Source organism: Legionella drozanskii LLAP-1, assembly GCF_001467585.1.
In the GTDB taxonomy this organism is placed as follows: Bacteria; Pseudomonadota; Gammaproteobacteria; order Legionellales; family Legionellaceae; genus Tatlockia; species Tatlockia drozanskii.
In genome coordinates, this window is record NZ_LNXY01000028.1 from 184,153 (window position 1) to 200,385 (window position 16,233).

Here is a 16,233-nt window from a genome sequence, read left to right on the forward strand (position 1 = left end):
TTCATTCCTGCAGATAGACATAGCTTGCGAGATTTTCTGTGACCTGGGAAAAAATTCTGGCGCAAGGATTTGCTTCCGTCAATGAGTTGCTAGAGTTTTTATCATTACCGTTAGAATTAGGTAGTGAGCTAGCTGAGAAACAATTTAAAACACGAGTCCCTCGAGGCTTTGCTGCGCGCATGCAAACTGGAAATCCACAAGATCCCCTTCTTTTGCAAGTCCTTGCTGTCAATGAGGAGGTGCAGCCTGTTGATCATTATATAAATGACCCGCTTGCTGAATCGAGCGTAAACCCCTTGCAGGGACTTATGCATAAATATCAAGGACGGGTGCTACTGACTTTAACAGGCGTTTGTGCTGTTCATTGTCGTTATTGTTTTCGACGTCATTTTCCTTATCAAAAAAACAATCCTGGTCGAAATGGTTGGCAAGAAGTTCTTGATTATATTCGCCAAGATTCAACTATTTTTGAAGTCATTTTAAGTGGCGGTGATCCCTTGTTGGCGGCAGATAAAGTTTTGGGCGAGTTTATCCAGCAATTAGACACAATTCCTCATGTCAAAACACTACGTTTTCACACTCGGATCCCAGTGGTTTTACCAGAACGGATTAATGAGACTTTGCTAGCAATGCTTGCTCAAACCCGATTGCGCAAAGTGGTTGTATTACATGTTAATCACGCTCAAGAATTAGATGAACAGGTACAGCGAGCTTGTGTTGCATTACGCCAAGTTGGTTGCCATTTACTGAATCAATCCGTGCTATTGAAGACAGTTAATGACGATGCAAAAACCCTAGCAACTTTAAGTGAGCGTTTGCTTGACTGTGGTGTCTTACCTTATTATTTGCATGTACTAGATAAAGTAGCAGGCGCTGCTCATTTTGATTTGTCAGAAGAGTCTGCACGCGCAATTCATCTTCAGTTACAAGGGTTGCTACCAGGCTATTTAGTACCACGTTTGGCGCGTGAAGTACCTGGCAAAGCGCATAAAATAGTATTGTCATAGCTTGATGCAGATTTTCAATCTTCTTCCGCTTTGGCATACAGTTCTAATAATTTCTCCTGAGCACTATAAGTACCATTCCCTATCCGCTTATAGCTGCCATCTGCTTGCATTTCCCACGCATTGCAATTATCTCTTAAATAATTTTTAAAGATTTCTTGTTTAATACGTTTACAGCAAGATTCATTGAGAATAGGGAACATAATTTCAATGCGGCTATAGAGATTACGCTCCATTAAATCCGCACTCGCGCAGTAATAACGCTCCTCTAGTCCAGTACGGAAATAAAAAACGCGATGATGCTCAAGGAAACGACCGACGATTGAAATAACGCGGATATTGTCGGAAATACCAGGGATACCAGGTTTGAGGCAGCAAACGCTCCGTACCAATAAATTAATTTTCACTCCTGCTTGCGATGCCTGATACAGAGCTTGAATCATGGTTTTATCAGTTAATCCATTCACTTTAATATTGATTTCAGCCTCTTTACCTTCGAGGGCCGCTTGACGGCATTCATCAATAAGGTGCAATAAATTTTTCTGCAAGGTAAAAGGTGAGTTAGAAACTGCTTTGAGTTTTACGGTCTTACCTAAACCCGTCAATTGCTGAAAAATGATTTGGATATCAGCAGCAATAGTTGGTTCAGAGGTTAATAAACCTAAATCAGTGTAACGTTTCGCGGTTTGTTCATGGTAGTTACCTGTTCCTAAATGAACATAGCGCTTTAATTTTCCATGTGTACGTCGCACAACCAGTGTCATTTTAGCGTGCGTCTTATATCCCATAACCCCATAGAGAACCAAAACACCGGCTTCATGCAAACGATTTGCAAGTTTTAAGTTCGACTCCTCATCAAAGCGGGCGCGTAGTTCAATCACTGCAGTGACTTCCTTGCCAGAACGAGCCGCCTCTACTAATGCTTTTACCATAATAGATTCAGAGTGAGTCCGATAAAGTGTTTGTTTAATGGCTAGAACATTAGAATCAGCGGCGGCTTGGCGAACAAAATCGATCACTACATCGTAACTTTGATAAGGATGATGCAATAAAATATCGTGCTCATCGATGACGCTAAATAAACTCCGCTTATGTGCTACTGCAGGGTATTGAGCAATAAGAGGTGGATAATTTAACTCTGGCCTATCGATCCGATTAAGTACACTGTAATAGCGTTGTAAGTTCACCGGTCCATCACAATAGTAGGCATCTTCATGATGGAGATGATGTTTTTGCAAAAGAAAATCAACAATATGTGGCGGGCAGTGAACATCGACCTCAAGACGCACCACATGACCGTAATGCCGAGAAAAAAGCTCGCGTTGTACGGCAACGGCTAAATCTTCTATTTCTTCTTCCCGCAAAAATAAATCGCTATTCCGTGTTAAACGGAAAGGGTAGCAGCCATCTATTTCCATGCCTGGAAATAAACTGTAAATATGCGTCTGAATAATGGATGACAAATAAACAAAATAACTACCCCCATCAAGACAAAGTTCAGAAGGTAGGTGGATCATCCGAGGCAGCGAGCGAGGAGCATGGACTACCGCATAATCAATATTACGATCAAAGGCGTCTTTGCCTCGCAGGGAAATAATGAAATTCAAACTCTTGTTAAATAATCGTGGGAAAGGATGAGCTAAATCAAGTGCTATCGGACTTACGATCGGTAAAATTTCGTTTTTGAAATAATGTTTCGCCCAAAGATGAATATCCTCATCCCAATCTTCCACAGAAAGGAAATGAATATTGGCTTTTTTCATTGCTGGTAGCAGTTCTCTATTAAAGATGTGATAGAGTTCATCCGTTAATAGATGGACTTTTTTACTTAACTGCCCAAAAATTTCATCCGCTTGCAGGCCGTCTATATAAAGTTTTCTGGAGGAGAGTGCTATCTTTTCCTTTAATCCTGCGACACGGATTTCAAAAAATTCATCGAGATTACCGCTGCAAATACAAAGAAACCGCATTCTTTCAAATAAGGGGAATCGCTCATTTTTTGCTAGCTGCAATACACGTTCGTTAAACGACAACGCGGTGAATTCGCGATTGATATAGTACTCAGGATTATCTAAATCACTATTCACGGTCTATACCTCTCGGAATGAAGTTGTTTGAATTGCATAAAATAAGATTGATTAGTTAATTTTGCCAGTTGCTCTTAAAAAATGCGAGTTATTCCGCGAGGCAAATTGAATAAGATTTCAGGGATGGATTTTTAGCAAAAAGAGGGTTTAACTTGGCTTAACAAGGAAGAAACAAATCGCTATAAATGCGATAAACCCCCAGAAGGGCGAAAGTTGAAAATAAACTAATCCCACAAAAAACAAAGTCGTAGCAATAACGATGGGCAGAGAATAATACATCCCAATCACGCTTTGAGCGACAGAATAAGAGGCTGCGGCTAACAAGGCTAAGGCGCCATACTGAACAGCAATCATAATTTTTTGGGTTATTGGGCCATTATTTGAGCTCAATAATTGATAGCCTAAAATAGCTAAAATAAGACCGGGCAGATTTAAACAGGCTAAGGCTAAAATTAATCCCAACATTCCTGCTGCTTTGTATCCAATTAACGCCGCAAGTTTTACAGCCGTTAGGCCAGGGAAAAGAAAGCTTGTGCCGACCATGCTGACAAATTCTTCTGGGCTGATCCAATGACGATTGGTCACTGCCTCATATTCCAAAAGTTTTAGCATGGAGTTGCCCCCACCTAAGGAAATGATGCCAATTTTGCCAAAGCTGAGTACGATGGCGAGCAGATTATTCATCGTAGTGCAAAAGTTTGTTTAAGAAAGCTTACATAGTCGCAGGAAAGCTGTTCTCCCAGCAAGTGTTTTGCGATCGTAGAAACTAAAGTTTTAGAACGGCCTTCCACGCAAGCACTAAAGTATATTTGTTTGTTAATTATTAAACGTGCCAATTCAAGTTTTATGGTTGGCTCGCTTGGCAATTTATAAACCAACGCATCTTTTGCCACCTGAATTTCTATTTGGTTTTTTTCTATTTCCGCTAATAAAGTTGGCGCATCAAGCGCTTTAGTTCCCGGTAGGATTTCATTGCTTGGAAAATCAGCAAGATCAATTTTTTTTCCATAACCCCGTAATAAGTTGGTCTCTTGTAATAAAGGTTTATATAACAACTGCATTCGGCGATGTTTAATATTAAAGTTTTTGTCAGCTAATAGAGCGTAGGAGTCTTGTCGATGTTTAATAGCGTAGTTTGAAAGGAGTAAAAATCGCTCATCTAAACCCTTTAAGCAAATTATGGTATTTGCCGGCCAAAAATAGCGAGCTTCCCAACGTATTTCATCTCGCGAATCGCTCAAGTTTTGCAAATTAAGCAAATTAACACTATCAATTTCAAAATTCCAAACTAGACGTGTCTTCATAATAATAATGATTAGATAAAAGATTTACGCTAGTTGATTCATGCGAGTAAATCAAGTAATCCTCTGTTAATAAACTATTTTTACTTGCGTTGAATGACTCGCAAAATGATTCAAGACGGGTATATACTAAGATCTCAAACGCCTAATCAGTAAAGGAAGGTATTCTTATGGCTACTCTGCTATTTCTTATTTATCTGGTTTTCACTTTAGTCGTACTCTACTGTGGTATGAGCGCAATAACTTGGGAAATAGGGAGTGCTGTTTTCTTGATTCTTGCCACATTTTGGACTGGTATGAACTGGTTTCTCGGTTTGCTCATCTGGCTAGTAATTATTGCAGCAGTGGCCCTGATAAATATTGAGTCGTTACGGAATGCCATAAGCGATTTCTTATTTGATAGGATAGGTAAATTAGTACCAAAATTATCAAAAACGGAAGAAGAAGCCTTAAATGCCGGGGATACCTGGTTCGAAAAAGATGTATTTACCGGTTCTCCTAATTGGGACAGCTTAATGAGTGTTTCTTCAGAATTGAGTACTGAAGAACAAGCGTTTCTTGACAATGAAGTACAAACTTTATGCCAGATGCTTGATAATTGGAAGATTAAACAAGCAGGGGATTTACCAGAAGAAATTTGGAATTACATTAAAGAAAAAGGCTTTTTAGGATTGGTAATTCCCAAAGAATATGGCGGAAAAGGGTTTTCAGCGCGTGCACATTCTGATGTGGTACTTAAAGTAGCGAGTCGTTCACCTGCGGCTGCAGTCACCGTGATGGTGCCTAATTCTTTAGGCCCTGGCGAATTACTTAATTATTATGGAACGGATGAACAAAAAGCTAATTATTTACCCAACTTAGCAAAAGGCGTCGATATTCCCTGTTTTGCTTTGACTGAGCCTGGCGCAGGAAGTGATGCAACTTCAATCCAATCTGAAGCTATTGTCGTTAAAAAGAAAGTCGACGGTAAAATCGTGCTAGGTCTTAACATTCGTTTAAACAAGCGTTGGATTACCTTAGCTCCTATTGCGACTTTAATCGGACTTGCAGTAAATTTGAAAGATCCTGAAGGCTTACTGAAAGGCGAGGGTAATGAGGGAATAACTTGTTTATTAATTCCGCGAGATACTGAGAATTTAATTATTGGCAATCGTCATCTGCCAGCAGATCAACCTTTTATGAATGGAACGATACGGGGCGAAAATATTTTTGTTCCTATTAGCACTATCATCGGCGGACAAAAAAATGCAGGCCATGGTTGGCAGATGCTCGTTGAATGTTTATCCATCGGTCGCTCTATTTCTTTACCGGCTTTAGGTGCGGCATCTTCTTCTGTGTCTTATCTAACCTCAGGTGCCTTTGCGAGGATTCGTCGACAATTCTCGGTTGAAATTGGAAGTTTTGAGGGAATCGAAGAAAAATTAGCCGAAATCGCTGGTTTAAATTATTTGGTTAACGCGACTCGTCTTTTAACAGTTGCTGCAGTTAATCAACATAAAAAACCCTCCGTTGCTTCGGCTATCACCAAATATTTTAATACCGAGCTTGCACGCATCACGATAAATAGCGCGATGGATATTCACGCAGGCCGCGCTGTGGTGTCAGGAGCACGTAATTATCTTTCCGATTTTTATCAAAGTATTCCCATCTCAGTGACTGTTGAGGGAGCAAATATTATGTCCCGCAACTTGCTTATTTTTGGCCAAGGATCCATGGCCTGTCATCCCTATGTACGAGATGAGTTTTATGCCATCTCTCATGGAAATAAAGCGGCCTTCCGTCCGTTGATTTGGCAGCACATTTATTATTCCATGCGAAATTTTGCCAAAGCGCTCTGCTCGGCCTGGACTGCAGGATTATTTATTATGGTGCCAGCTAATGATTTAAGTTACGAATACAAACGTTTAACTCGTTTAAGTCATGCCTTAGCATGGTTATCTGATTTATCGTTAATTTATTTAGGTGGCGATTTAAAACGTAGAGAGCGTCTATCGGCAAGATTAGCGGATGGTATGTCCTTTCTTTACATGGGGATGGCGGTACTTCGTTCTTATCATGAAAATAAAGAGAACCCAGACGAAAAATTGCATGCTCAATGGGCATTAAGATATTGCTTCTATCAAGCACAAAAATCGATGATCAGTTTTTGCCGTAACTTCCCATCCCGAATCTTGGGTGTACTAATGCGTATCATCGCTTTCCCACTAGGACAAACGATGGCTTATCCTAGCGATAAATTAGATCATCAATTAGCCCGATTGATGATGAAAAATAACCACTATCGGGATCGGATGATGAAATTACTCTATTTAAGTGGTGATCCTAATCAGCCGATTGATAGAATGGAACAGGCTCTGCAAATGATCATAAAGAGTGATGATCTGTATAAGAAAATACCTGATCTGAGACGCTATAAATTCGGAGCTTTGAAAGAGAAACTTGCCGAAAAAGTAGCTAAAGGGGAGCTAACGCAAGTAGAAGTTGATAATATCATTAACGTGGAAAGAGCTTGTTGGGATGCGATCCAAGTCGATGAGTTCTCTTTTGATGCGATGAAAAAGAAAAGTTTTGCTTCACTGGCTGATAGCTTTGCCAACCCGATGGATTAAGCTGAGGCTTATAGAGGAGCACCCTAGATTGGGCTAAGGTCTAATCTATGCAAGTTCCTTCCCCGTCCTGAGAAGGTTCGAATCGCATTTTTTACTTTCTCTTAACGATTATTAGAGAAAAGCAATGACCGCTAAGCAAGCTTCATTTGCTATAATGATCAAAAGTTATTATTTTGATTAATTAATCAGTCGATTGTTTTACTAAATTGCAGTGAGAGATAGAATGGTCAGAGAAAAAAAATCATTGCCTCTAACACATCGCGGTAGCGGCGTAAAGCAGTTAGCACCTGGAGTGGATGCAATAGAAAATGCGATGGAGTTGGCTAGATTCAACTCTGAAACTGCCGATTATTTAGTAGGCAGCTTCAAGAAGAGCATGTTCAACTTAGGCAAAAGTATGATTGAGAGATCAAAAGGTATGCTGAAAAAGTTGGAAAATTTTCGAGATTTTGTTTTCCTCCAAAATGATTCAAAAGGCGGAGCATGGGCAGGCAAACCGGTTAAAACTGACTTTAAAAATTTCCAACAAAATGTGGCTGATAAAGCTGCGGAAGAGTTTACGACAGCAGTTACCAACCCAGTTAAAATTGATTTTGCTGTGAGCAATGAATCTGAATTTATTCGGGGTTTTAGCGCTGACGGTAAGAAATTATCCAAAGACTCAGCGAAGCCTCTGGATACCTTACTTAAAGCCTTTTTAGCTGAAAATGATTTGGTCGATAAGAAGAGTGTTCTTTATCAAGCAAACGATAAAGGGGTTATCAACCAAATTGATGGTGTACCGCAAAAAGCAGATCCTCAGGATGCGAGAGATACAATAGAAGATGGTTTGCCAGATTACCTTGATGATAGAGGCATTACCGTTACAGTAAAGAGCCACACACATCCTGCAGACCGTGCTGGAGTTCAAAAGGGTGCTCAGAAAGATGCAGAACCAGCACCGACTCCGGAAGACGAAGGGCCATCAGCAGCTCCAGCGGCTTAACCTCTTGCTTGGTAGCGAAATCTGTAGCTCGTAAGGAAATCCTCGCGGCTAACGCGGGGTCCAGATTCTATGACCTCGGTTCGGTCTTGGCTAACTCATTCAACAACACAATGAATTCGCAAAGTTGAGCCGTTCCACTGAACCAATGTCAACCCATAAACCTTGATAAAGCTCACCTGTAGCCAAATTTTCTTTAATTAATTGATGGAACATGGGAACAAGAGAATAACGTCCCGGTTTATATTGCTGAAAAGCTTCTGGATGGTAGCAGGCTATGCCCGAGTAGGTGTAGCGTTTACGCTGATTACTCAATCGATTGTGATGAACTAAATCAAAATCCCCCTGACTATTATGTTGAGGATTATTAACCAGTACCAAGTGCATTTGGACACCATCCATTATATGAAGCAAATTAAAGTCATAATCAGTAAAAATATCTGCATTGACCGTCACAAAAGGATCTACCCCCAGCAAAGGCAGCGCATTATAAATTCCTCCTCCGGTCTCAAGTCCGCCTGGTGGTTCGGGGGTATAGCAGATTTCTATTCCCCATTTTGCCCCATTTCCCAGATGTTCGCGTATTTTACCGCCAAGATAAGCATGATTAATAACAATTCGCTCAAAACCAGAATTGACTAATTTTTCCACATGATATTGAATCAGTGGTTTATGATGAACCAAACACATGGCTTTAGGTAAGCTGTTTGTAAGGGGCTTCAAACGTTCCCCTCTCCCTGCAGCTAAAATCATCGCGGTTTTCATGGTAAATGAATCCTGTTTTGTACAAACTGATAAAAAGGGGCAAATTCCTCGTAGCACTCAAGGCAGGCTATTACGTAATGAAGCGTCAAAGGTAAATCCTGTAAATAATTAGGTTTACCATCACGCAAGTATAAGCGAGAAAAAACACCTAACACTTTGAGATGACGTTGTAGGCCACAGTAGTCAAAAGCGCGAACAAAAGCGGGAAGAGAATTTGGTTTGGCTATCGATGATTCCTGATAGAAATAAGTCAACCAATTCATGACTTGCTCTCTCGGCCATTGAACATAACAATCTTTTAGTAAAGAAACTAAATCGTAAGTAAAGGGCCCATACATCGCGTCCTGAAAATCGATAACCCCTAATTGAACAGGCTCGCTATTAGCAAGCAGCATAATATTGCGGGAATGATAATCACGATGAATAACCACTTTGGGCTGCTGCAAAATTTCATTACTAAGCCAATCAAAGGTCTGATTGATTAATACTTCCTCCTCCGCACTCAGTTCGATTTTTAAGTAGGCTTGCAAAAACCATTCTTTGAATACATTTAATTCATATAAGATAAAATTCTTGTCAAAAGCGGGTAATTGCTTTGCTGTTGAAAGAGTGCCCAGTTGAAGAGTATTTAAAGTATTCATCGCTGCTTTATACAGCGTGTCAGCCGTTTCATCGGAAAGCGCTTTGAGTAGTAAAGTATCTCCAAAGTCGTCCAGGATAGCGAATCCTTCTGCGATATTTACGGCGTAAATGTGCGGCGTATTGATACCTGCAGCAGATAATAAATTAGCAATCGCTAAAAAAGGCTCGATCGTTTCTTTATCAGGCGGTGCATCCATGACAACCTGAGTTTTCCCTTTATAATGAAGACGAAAATATCGCCTGAAACTAGCATCACCTGCTAAAGGAACGAGTGTAAATTGAGATGAGGCAAGTATTTTTTCAAGCCACGTGTTAAGTGCGTTTTGTCGATCATGCATGCTATACTCCTCAGCTTTAATTCTTGAGCGCTCTAGCGCATGTGAATCATAAGGTATTTTGGTGGCGGTGAAAATTAGCTTTGATTCGATAACTCAACTTTTCCATAAAATGTTCTGTCATCGCTATTTGCTTGTGGGATTGGCAACTACAATCGGAATAGCTGCTGGCACGTATCATGTCGTCACTCATGCATCGGAAGTGATGGTTGAGCCTATACAAGCTTGCGTAGTAGCAAGAGAAGCCGATTTGACTGCCGCTAATCGAGCTAAATTTGCTCAATGCTTGGGTTGGCAAGAGAATAGATCATCGCCCTCACTCTGCGGAGGCTCTTATAAACCGATCGCCATAACCCCACTATCCAATGATGAGGTCCGCATTATGGCGGACGACGTGTCCTTTTACCGTGAAGGTCGCTCTGAGTTATCTGGAAATGTTGAAGTACAACAAGCTGGCCGCGTGGTTAATGCCCAAACAGCCTATGTTTATCGTGATGCGAAAACCAATAAAGTTAGCAAAATTGAATTACTAGGCGAGGTGAAGTATTTAGAGGCTGAAAGAATAATGATTGCTAAAAAAGCAACCATTAATCCGGAGAATAAATCAGGAAAAGTTGAAGATGTTTTATACCGTTTTAATATAAGGAAAAGTGGCGCTATTCAACCGGCTTGGGGGCGAGCCAGTATTATTGAGCGTTTTGCTAATAAAGATTATTTTTTGCAAAAAGCCACTTACACAACCTGCACTCCTCAAGACAATGCCTGGCAAATTGAGGCCGATAGTATTAAATTGGATGATGCAAGATCGATAGGTGTGGCGCGCAATGCAAGATTACGCATCCGTAACTGGCCGATTTTATATACTCCCTACCTAAGTTTTCCAACCTCGAGAGAACGTAAGTCTGGGTTTTTAATGCCCGTGGTTGGTTCTTCCAATGTGGGTGGATTTGATTTGGCACTACCCTATTATTGGAACATCGCCCCAAACTATGACGCCACTCTGATCCCCCATCTGTACACAAAACGAGGCTTCATGATGGGCGGGGAGTTTCGCTATTTGACCAAAAAATCCTTCGGAAATATTCGCGCACGCTATCTGCCTCATGATCGTGCGTTTAATCGATTTTTACTAGAAAATCGTGATAGGTATCCTTTATTGCGTCCCAAGTCTGCTGATCGTTGGTCTGTTCAAGTACAAGACTCAACACTGATTACCCGTGACTTGCATTTTGGTTTAAATTTTAGTCAGGTCTCCGATGATTATTTTCTGCAAGATTTCAGTACGAATTTAGCAACCCTGACGGAAAGACAGATGTTACGTCAGGGTGATTTATCTTATACAACGGATCATTGGTTTTTCCGCGGGATGCTACAAAGCTACCAAACTCTTCATCCGATTAATGAAACGCCGATTAACGATAGCTATCAACGTTTACCGCAATTGTTAGCGAATGGAACCTATGACGAATTACCTTTTGATAGCACGTTTTCTGTACAAGGACAGTTTGATTATTTTCGCTGGCCCGGTAGAAATCTCTTTGAGCTACCTCAGCCGGGAAGAAGTTCGTTTCAACCTCAAGGTAGCCGCTATCATTTAAATCCAATTCTTTCCCTCCCACGTTCGAGACCCTGGGGGTATTTAACCCCTTCAATGGAGTTAGTCGAAAATTATTATGACGTGAATGGGCCAGCCTCTTATAATTACATTGATCAACTTTTTTATAGTGGTCAATTTTTTTATAGTGATCGATTTTCTCATGGCGATCAATTTCTTCGTCAAAAATCTAAATTTAATCGAGTTATCCCCCGTTATGATGTTGATAGCGGTTTGTATTTTGAACGTTCAACGTCGTTTAAAAACGAAAGCTTCACACAAACTTTGGAACCACGACTTTTTTATCTCTATGTTCCTTATCATGATCAAACACAGATTCCAGTTTTTGATTCAGGTTATATGATCTTCAGCCATGATCAATTATTTAGAACCAATCGGTTTTCTGGCTTTGATCGGATTGGCGATACCAATCAACTTTCGTACTCACTGAGTTCGCGCTGGTTATCCGATGAATCAGGTCGAGAAAAGGCAATTCTCTCTATTGGTCAAGCTCGTTATTTTGCTAAAAGACGGGTCAAACTCTGTCAAAGTGTTACGGGATTTTGTGAAGAGAGTCCAGAGACTTTAGGGGTGTTATCATTGACTAATAAATTCTCGCCCGTAGCCGCTCGCGGAGAGTACCATTTTAACCCTAATTGGGTCATGGCAGCAGATTATGTTTGGAATCCTGCGACCCGGTCTACTAATAATGGCCATGTCAATTTTCATTACCAGCCTGAATCAAGTAATAATAAAATTGTAGGAGTCGGGTATACCTATTTGGTCAATGGTGATATTACTCAAGTGGCTTTCACCAATATTAAAAATAATCCTTTACATCAGGCCACTTTCGCATATGCTTGGCCTTTCAGCATCCATTGGAGTACCTTGGGCGCTTACAACTACAACATTAGTAAGCGATATGAGATGATGTCTTTCCTAGGGGTGCAGTATGATAATTGTTGTTGGGCTGTCCGATTAATAGGCGGACGTACTTTCCAAAGCTTGGACTCTCTATCGCGGCCCCGATATAATAACAACGTATTTTTACAAATCTTATTAAAAGGACTGGGTTCCGTAGGCAATAGTGATCCTTCGAGTAGAGTACGAACTTACATTCCTGGTTATAATGATTTGTTTCATAGGTAAGAAAAAATAAATAGGGGTATTTGGTTTAAATTAAACAAGGTTGCTTGTATTTTGTTTAAGAATAACCTAAATTTGCCCTGATAAATAAGACTGACAAGCCACAAGTCAATTGAGCATAAAAGTCAGGTAAATGAAGGGGGATATAGCGTGTTGAAACGAATCGTATTTTTTATATTGCTATTGCCGGCATTAATAGTGATGGCACAGCCTTTAGATAAGGTAGTTGCTGTTGTTAATGATGGGGTTATTACTGCCAGTGAATTAGATGCGCAAGTCAAACTCCTAAAAGAGCAAATTACTGCTAAAAAGATGCAACTTCCGTCGGATACAGTATTACGTAAGCAAGTGTTGCAGCATTTGATTGATGTTGATTTACAATTACAGCTTGCAAAACGTAATGAAGTCAGTGTCGATAGTACAGATCTCAATGATGCAATTGCTAAAATCGCTAATAATAACCATTTAACTCTAACTCAGTTGCGAGAAGAACTGGTTAAGCAAGGCTTAAGTTGGGAAACGTTTAGAGAAAATATTCGTAAAGAAATATTAATTAGTCGAGTACAACAAAAAGCAGTAGGCCCCGATGTTGCTGTTACGGCTGAGCAAGTTGAAGATTATTTAAAACATTCTAAAAATGATAATAAAACTCAGCAAACCTACCATTTACAAAATATTGTTATTCCTCTGCCAGAAGAGCCAACGACTGAACAGTTAAAAAAAGCACGGCAGAAAGCAAGTGATCTATTAAGTAAAATTAGGCGCGGGGATGATTTTAATCGTGTAGCGATTGCTGAATCGAGCGGTGAGTTTGCTTTAGAAGGGGGTGATTTAGGGGAACGGCATTTAGCGGAACTCCCTGATATTTTTGCTAAACAAGTTATCAACATGAACGTTGGACAAGTTGCTGGTCCTATACGAACTGGAAACGGTTTTCAATTGATCAAACTCATCGCTGTCAATGGTACTGAGCAACATCATCAGGTGACTAAAACCCATGTTCGTCATATCTTAGTAAAACAAGATGCAAGCATGACTGGGGATGAGGCATTGAGACAAGCTAATAATCTGTACCAGCAAATAAAAGCAGGTAAGGATTTTGCCCTGTTAGCAAAACAATATTCTTTAGATGCAGCAAGTGCAATCAAGGGCGGGGATTTAGGTTGGGTTAATCCAGGTGAATTAGTACCCGAGTTTGAAAAAGCCATGGGTACCTTAGCAATTCACCAAGTGAGTCGACCCGTAAAATCGGTTTTCGGTTGGCATTTAATTGAAGTTTTAGAGCGCAAAAACATTGATGATTCTGAAGCGTTTAAACGCCAACAGGTTAGACAATTTTTACAACAACGCAAATTTACAGAAGCGGTGCAAAATTGGCAGCAACATATGCGTGCCGATTCCTATGTGAAAATTGTAGATAAAAGGTTGGCATGAAACCATTACTCGTAAGCAGCGGTGAGCCAGCAGGAATTGGTCCTGATTTATGCCTCACCCTTGCTTCTTGTGAATTACCTCTAGTCGTCTTGGGCGACAAGAATTTACTCGCCCAACGCGCGAAAGAATTAAAAAAAGACCTTAGATTTATTGATTATAATGCGCGTGATCCAGTATCGCTAGAACCGAACCACTTAACCATACTTTCTATTCCTTGTAACGCACCCGTACTCACCGGAAAATTAAATCCTCTCAACGCGCCTTATGTAATTGATATGTTAACCCTGGCAATTAATAAATGTTTGCAGGGAGAATTTGCTGCCCTCATTACTGCACCTCTCCACAAAGCCGTGATTAATCAGGCTGGAATACCTTTTACAGGGCATACTGAATTTTTAGCGAAGAAATGTAATGTTGAAACCGTAGTGATGATGTTAGCTTGCGAAATAATGAAAGTCGCTTTGGTGACCACTCATTTACCATTAAAAGAAGTACCTGATGCCATAACAGCCCCACTGATTTGTCGAGTAGTTGAACAACTGCATGCCTCATTACAACGAGAATTTGCTATTGCTAGTCCAACTATTTATGTTGCCGGTTTAAATCCACATGCGGGAGAAAGCGGTTATTTGGGACGAGAGGAAATTGAAATAATCAATCCTGCGCTGACCTTATTACAAAAAAAAGGAATTAACGTACAGGGATCTTTTCCTGCAGATACTCTATTTACCCCGCAGAATATAAAACAAGCCGATGCTTTCGTTGCCATGTATCATGATCAAGGATTAGCTGTATTGAAATACGCAGGATTTGGTTCGGCTGTAAATGTCACTTTAGGGTTGCCAATTATCCGCACCTCAGTCGATCACGGCACTGCCTTAGAGTTAGCAGGAACCGGATTAGCCGATTCCAACAGTCTCTTGGCTGCAGTCAACATGGCCTATTCTATGGCGAAGGCGAGGGAGTCTGAATGACAATTATTAGTTTAATTGCCGCGATTGATGAAAATAATGGGTTGGGAAAAGATAATCATTTACTTGCTCATCTCCCTGCTGATCTCCAATATTTTAAAAATATTACAATGGGGAAACCGATTATTATGGGTCGAAAAACCTATGATTCGATCGGCAAACCTTTACCTGGACGTCTTAATATAATATTGAGCCGTCAAAACCTTTCAGTGGCTGGTGTAGAAATAGTCGATACCTTACCCAAAGCTCTGGCTTTAGTTGATGACGTTCCCGAAGCAATGATTATCGGCGGGGCCTCTCTGTACGAAGAAGCTCTAGCTTTTGCATCTCGAATTTACCTAACGGTCATTCATCATCAATTCGCAGCAGATGTTTTTTTCCCAAAATTAAATGAATCATCATGGCATTGCGAGGAAACGATTTTTCGTGAGCGCGATGATAAGAATAATTACGATATGACTTTTTATCGTTATGAACGAGTTGTATGAGTTTAAAGATGCTGGGCTTGGCCCAACATCTTTATTGAAAAAAGATAAATTAAGGTCTAACTTCAATCCGTATGGATTCAGGCCCCGGATAACCATGACGTTCTTCACCCTGGATTTGTCTATTAGCCCCTAAAACCAGATAGCTATCTATTATAATTTCACGGCCGCCATAAGAAATATTGCAACGATTATATCCCGGCCAGGTTTTACCTGGTTGCCTGCTACCCCGGAAATAAGCTTGGCACAAAAATAAAGGTTTACCATTCGTATCCGTTCCTACTCTAATAGCAGTCCTAGGATTGGCTTGCCAATACGCTCCTTTAAATCTAGCACGAGAAGGCACTTCAAAACGGTCAACTACAAATTCCTTCCCACCATAAGCTACATTGCATCGTCCGTACCCTTCCCAAGTTTTCCCGGGCTGGTCGCTATTCAATAATTTTCCTATGCACAGGTATAAAGGTTTCCCATTTGTATCAATTCCTGTTTGAAAGGCATCAGCAAATGAAAAATTATTATAGCTGTGATTGTGGCTATCATACTCATAAGGAGTATCGTGGTCATGATGATGTGAGGTACCAGCCCAAATCGGATTTAAAAATAAGAAAAGAAGAAGCAAATAAAAGGATCTCATAAAAAAGCCTTAAAAAATGTTTATAAAGTGTGCAAAATCATAACTTATGATGTAAAATAGGTCAATGCGCGTTAGGAAAATCCAATTTATCTCCGAAAACACCGCCACTATTGAATAAATATTGAATGCTTATTTTACAGTTCAAATAAGCGGATGAATTTTTTTAAAAAAAATGCAAAAAGTGTTTGACAAGGAAGTGAGGATGAGTAGAATACGCATCACGCCGACGGGGCGAGTTCCT

13 protein-coding genes are annotated in these 16,233 nt (G+C 40.3%); 7 read left to right on the forward strand and 6 right to left on the reverse strand.

Annotation, left to right across the window (positions count from 1 at the left end; translation table 11 throughout):
• Positions 1-38 precede the first annotated feature (38 nt).
• Positions 39-1,007: an EF-P beta-lysylation protein EpmB gene (gene epmB / locus Ldro_RS13430; RefSeq protein WP_058496936.1), complete on the forward strand. Its 969-nt coding sequence runs from the start codon at positions 39-41 to the stop codon at positions 1,005-1,007.
• A gap of 14 nt (positions 1,008-1,021) precedes the next feature.
• Here the strand turns inward: epmB and ppk1 are convergent, their stop codons facing one another.
• From ppk1 to Ldro_RS13445, 3 genes are all read right to left on the reverse strand, one after another.
• On the reverse strand, positions 1,022-3,091 hold the full coding sequence (gene ppk1 / locus Ldro_RS13435) for a polyphosphate kinase 1 (protein ID WP_058496937.1): 2,070 nt from the start codon (positions 3,089-3,091) through the stop codon (positions 1,022-1,024).
• A gap of 147 nt (positions 3,092-3,238) precedes the next feature.
• Complete coding sequence (locus Ldro_RS13440) at positions 3,239-3,775, reverse strand: chromate transporter (protein ID WP_058496938.1); 537 nt, start codon at positions 3,773-3,775, stop codon at positions 3,239-3,241.
• Positions 3,772-4,395, reverse strand: coding sequence for a hypothetical protein (locus tag Ldro_RS13445; protein ID WP_058496939.1), 624 nt, complete (start codon positions 4,393-4,395; stop codon positions 3,772-3,774). The genes Ldro_RS13440 and Ldro_RS13445 overlap by 4 nt, the downstream gene beginning before the upstream one ends.
• A gap of 167 nt (positions 4,396-4,562) precedes the next feature.
• Between Ldro_RS13445 and Ldro_RS13450 the strand changes: the two genes are divergently transcribed.
• Both Ldro_RS13450 and Ldro_RS13455 read left to right on the forward strand, forming a co-directional pair.
• The gene (locus Ldro_RS13450) at positions 4,563-7,001 is read left to right on the forward strand and encodes an acyl-CoA dehydrogenase (protein ID WP_058496940.1); all 2,439 of its coding nucleotides are present in this window, start codon (positions 4,563-4,565) and stop codon (positions 6,999-7,001) included.
• A gap of 223 nt (positions 7,002-7,224) precedes the next feature.
• Complete coding sequence (locus tag Ldro_RS13455; protein ID WP_058496941.1) at positions 7,225-7,986, forward strand: hypothetical protein; 762 nt, start codon at positions 7,225-7,227, stop codon at positions 7,984-7,986.
• Positions 7,987-8,085: 99 nt separating this feature from the next.
• On the opposite strand, the gene murU is transcribed toward Ldro_RS13455, so the two are convergent.
• The gene (gene murU, locus Ldro_RS13460; RefSeq protein ID WP_058496942.1) at positions 8,086-8,748 is read right to left on the reverse strand and encodes an N-acetylmuramate alpha-1-phosphate uridylyltransferase MurU; all 663 of its coding nucleotides are present in this window, start codon (positions 8,746-8,748) and stop codon (positions 8,086-8,088) included.
• Complete coding sequence (locus tag Ldro_RS13465; protein WP_058496943.1) at positions 8,745-9,728, reverse strand: aminoglycoside phosphotransferase family protein; 984 nt, start codon at positions 9,726-9,728, stop codon at positions 8,745-8,747. The genes murU and Ldro_RS13465 overlap by 4 nt, the downstream gene beginning before the upstream one ends.
• A 109-nt stretch (positions 9,729-9,837) precedes the next feature.
• Here Ldro_RS13465 and Ldro_RS13470 point away from each other — a divergent pair, with 109 nt between their 5' ends.
• From Ldro_RS13470 to Ldro_RS13485, 4 genes are all read left to right on the forward strand, one after another.
• Complete coding sequence (locus Ldro_RS13470; RefSeq protein WP_131764434.1) at positions 9,838-12,468, forward strand: LPS-assembly protein LptD; 2,631 nt, start codon at positions 9,838-9,840, stop codon at positions 12,466-12,468.
• 147 nt (positions 12,469-12,615) lie between these two features.
• Complete coding sequence (locus Ldro_RS13475; RefSeq protein WP_058496944.1) at positions 12,616-13,899, forward strand: peptidylprolyl isomerase; 1,284 nt, start codon at positions 12,616-12,618, stop codon at positions 13,897-13,899.
• Positions 13,896-14,873 carry a 4-hydroxythreonine-4-phosphate dehydrogenase PdxA gene (pdxA, locus tag Ldro_RS13480; RefSeq protein ID WP_058496945.1) on the forward strand — a complete coding sequence of 326 codons (978 nt, stop codon included), beginning with the start codon at positions 13,896-13,898 and terminating at the stop codon, positions 14,871-14,873. The genes Ldro_RS13475 and pdxA overlap by 4 nt, the downstream gene beginning before the upstream one ends.
• Positions 14,870-15,358, forward strand: coding sequence for a dihydrofolate reductase (locus Ldro_RS13485; RefSeq protein WP_058496946.1), 489 nt, complete (start codon positions 14,870-14,872; stop codon positions 15,356-15,358). Before pdxA ends, Ldro_RS13485 begins: the two co-directional genes overlap by 4 nt.
• 49 nt (positions 15,359-15,407) lie before the next feature.
• On the opposite strand, the gene Ldro_RS13490 is transcribed toward Ldro_RS13485, so the two are convergent.
• Positions 15,408-15,992 (reverse strand): DUF3421 domain-containing protein, encoded by a 585-nt coding sequence (locus tag Ldro_RS13490; RefSeq protein ID WP_058496947.1) that lies wholly within the window; start codon positions 15,990-15,992, stop codon positions 15,408-15,410.
• Positions 15,993-16,233 lie beyond the last annotated feature (241 nt).

Bases quoted from the DNA above. Each gene is read 5' to 3' on its own strand.
- Ldro_RS13465 (WP_058496943.1), bottom strand. From the start codon at position 9,728: ATGCATGATCGACAAAACGCACTTAACACGTGGCTTGAAAAAATACTT.
- Ldro_RS13470 (WP_131764434.1), top strand. From the start codon at position 9,838: ATGTTCTGTCATCGCTATTTGCTTGTGGGATTGGCAACTACAATCGGA.
- Ldro_RS13490 (WP_058496947.1), bottom strand. From the start codon at position 15,992: ATGAGATCCTTTTATTTGCTTCTTCTTTTCTTATTTTTAAATCCGATT.
- murU (WP_058496942.1), bottom strand. From the start codon at position 8,748: ATGAAAACCGCGATGATTTTAGCTGCAGGGAGAGGGGAACGTTTGAAG.
- Ldro_RS13450 (WP_058496940.1), top strand. From the start codon at position 4,563: ATGGCTACTCTGCTATTTCTTATTTATCTGGTTTTCACTTTAGTCGTA.
- Ldro_RS13485 (WP_058496946.1), top strand. From the start codon at position 14,870: ATGACAATTATTAGTTTAATTGCCGCGATTGATGAAAATAATGGGTTG.
- Ldro_RS13455 (WP_058496941.1), top strand. From the start codon at position 7,225: ATGGTCAGAGAAAAAAAATCATTGCCTCTAACACATCGCGGTAGCGGC.
- Ldro_RS13445 (WP_058496939.1), bottom strand. From the start codon at position 4,395: ATGAAGACACGTCTAGTTTGGAATTTTGAAATTGATAGTGTTAATTTG.
- pdxA (WP_058496945.1), top strand. From the start codon at position 13,896: ATGAAACCATTACTCGTAAGCAGCGGTGAGCCAGCAGGAATTGGTCCT.
- Ldro_RS13440 (WP_058496938.1), bottom strand. From the start codon at position 3,775: ATGAATAATCTGCTCGCCATCGTACTCAGCTTTGGCAAAATTGGCATC.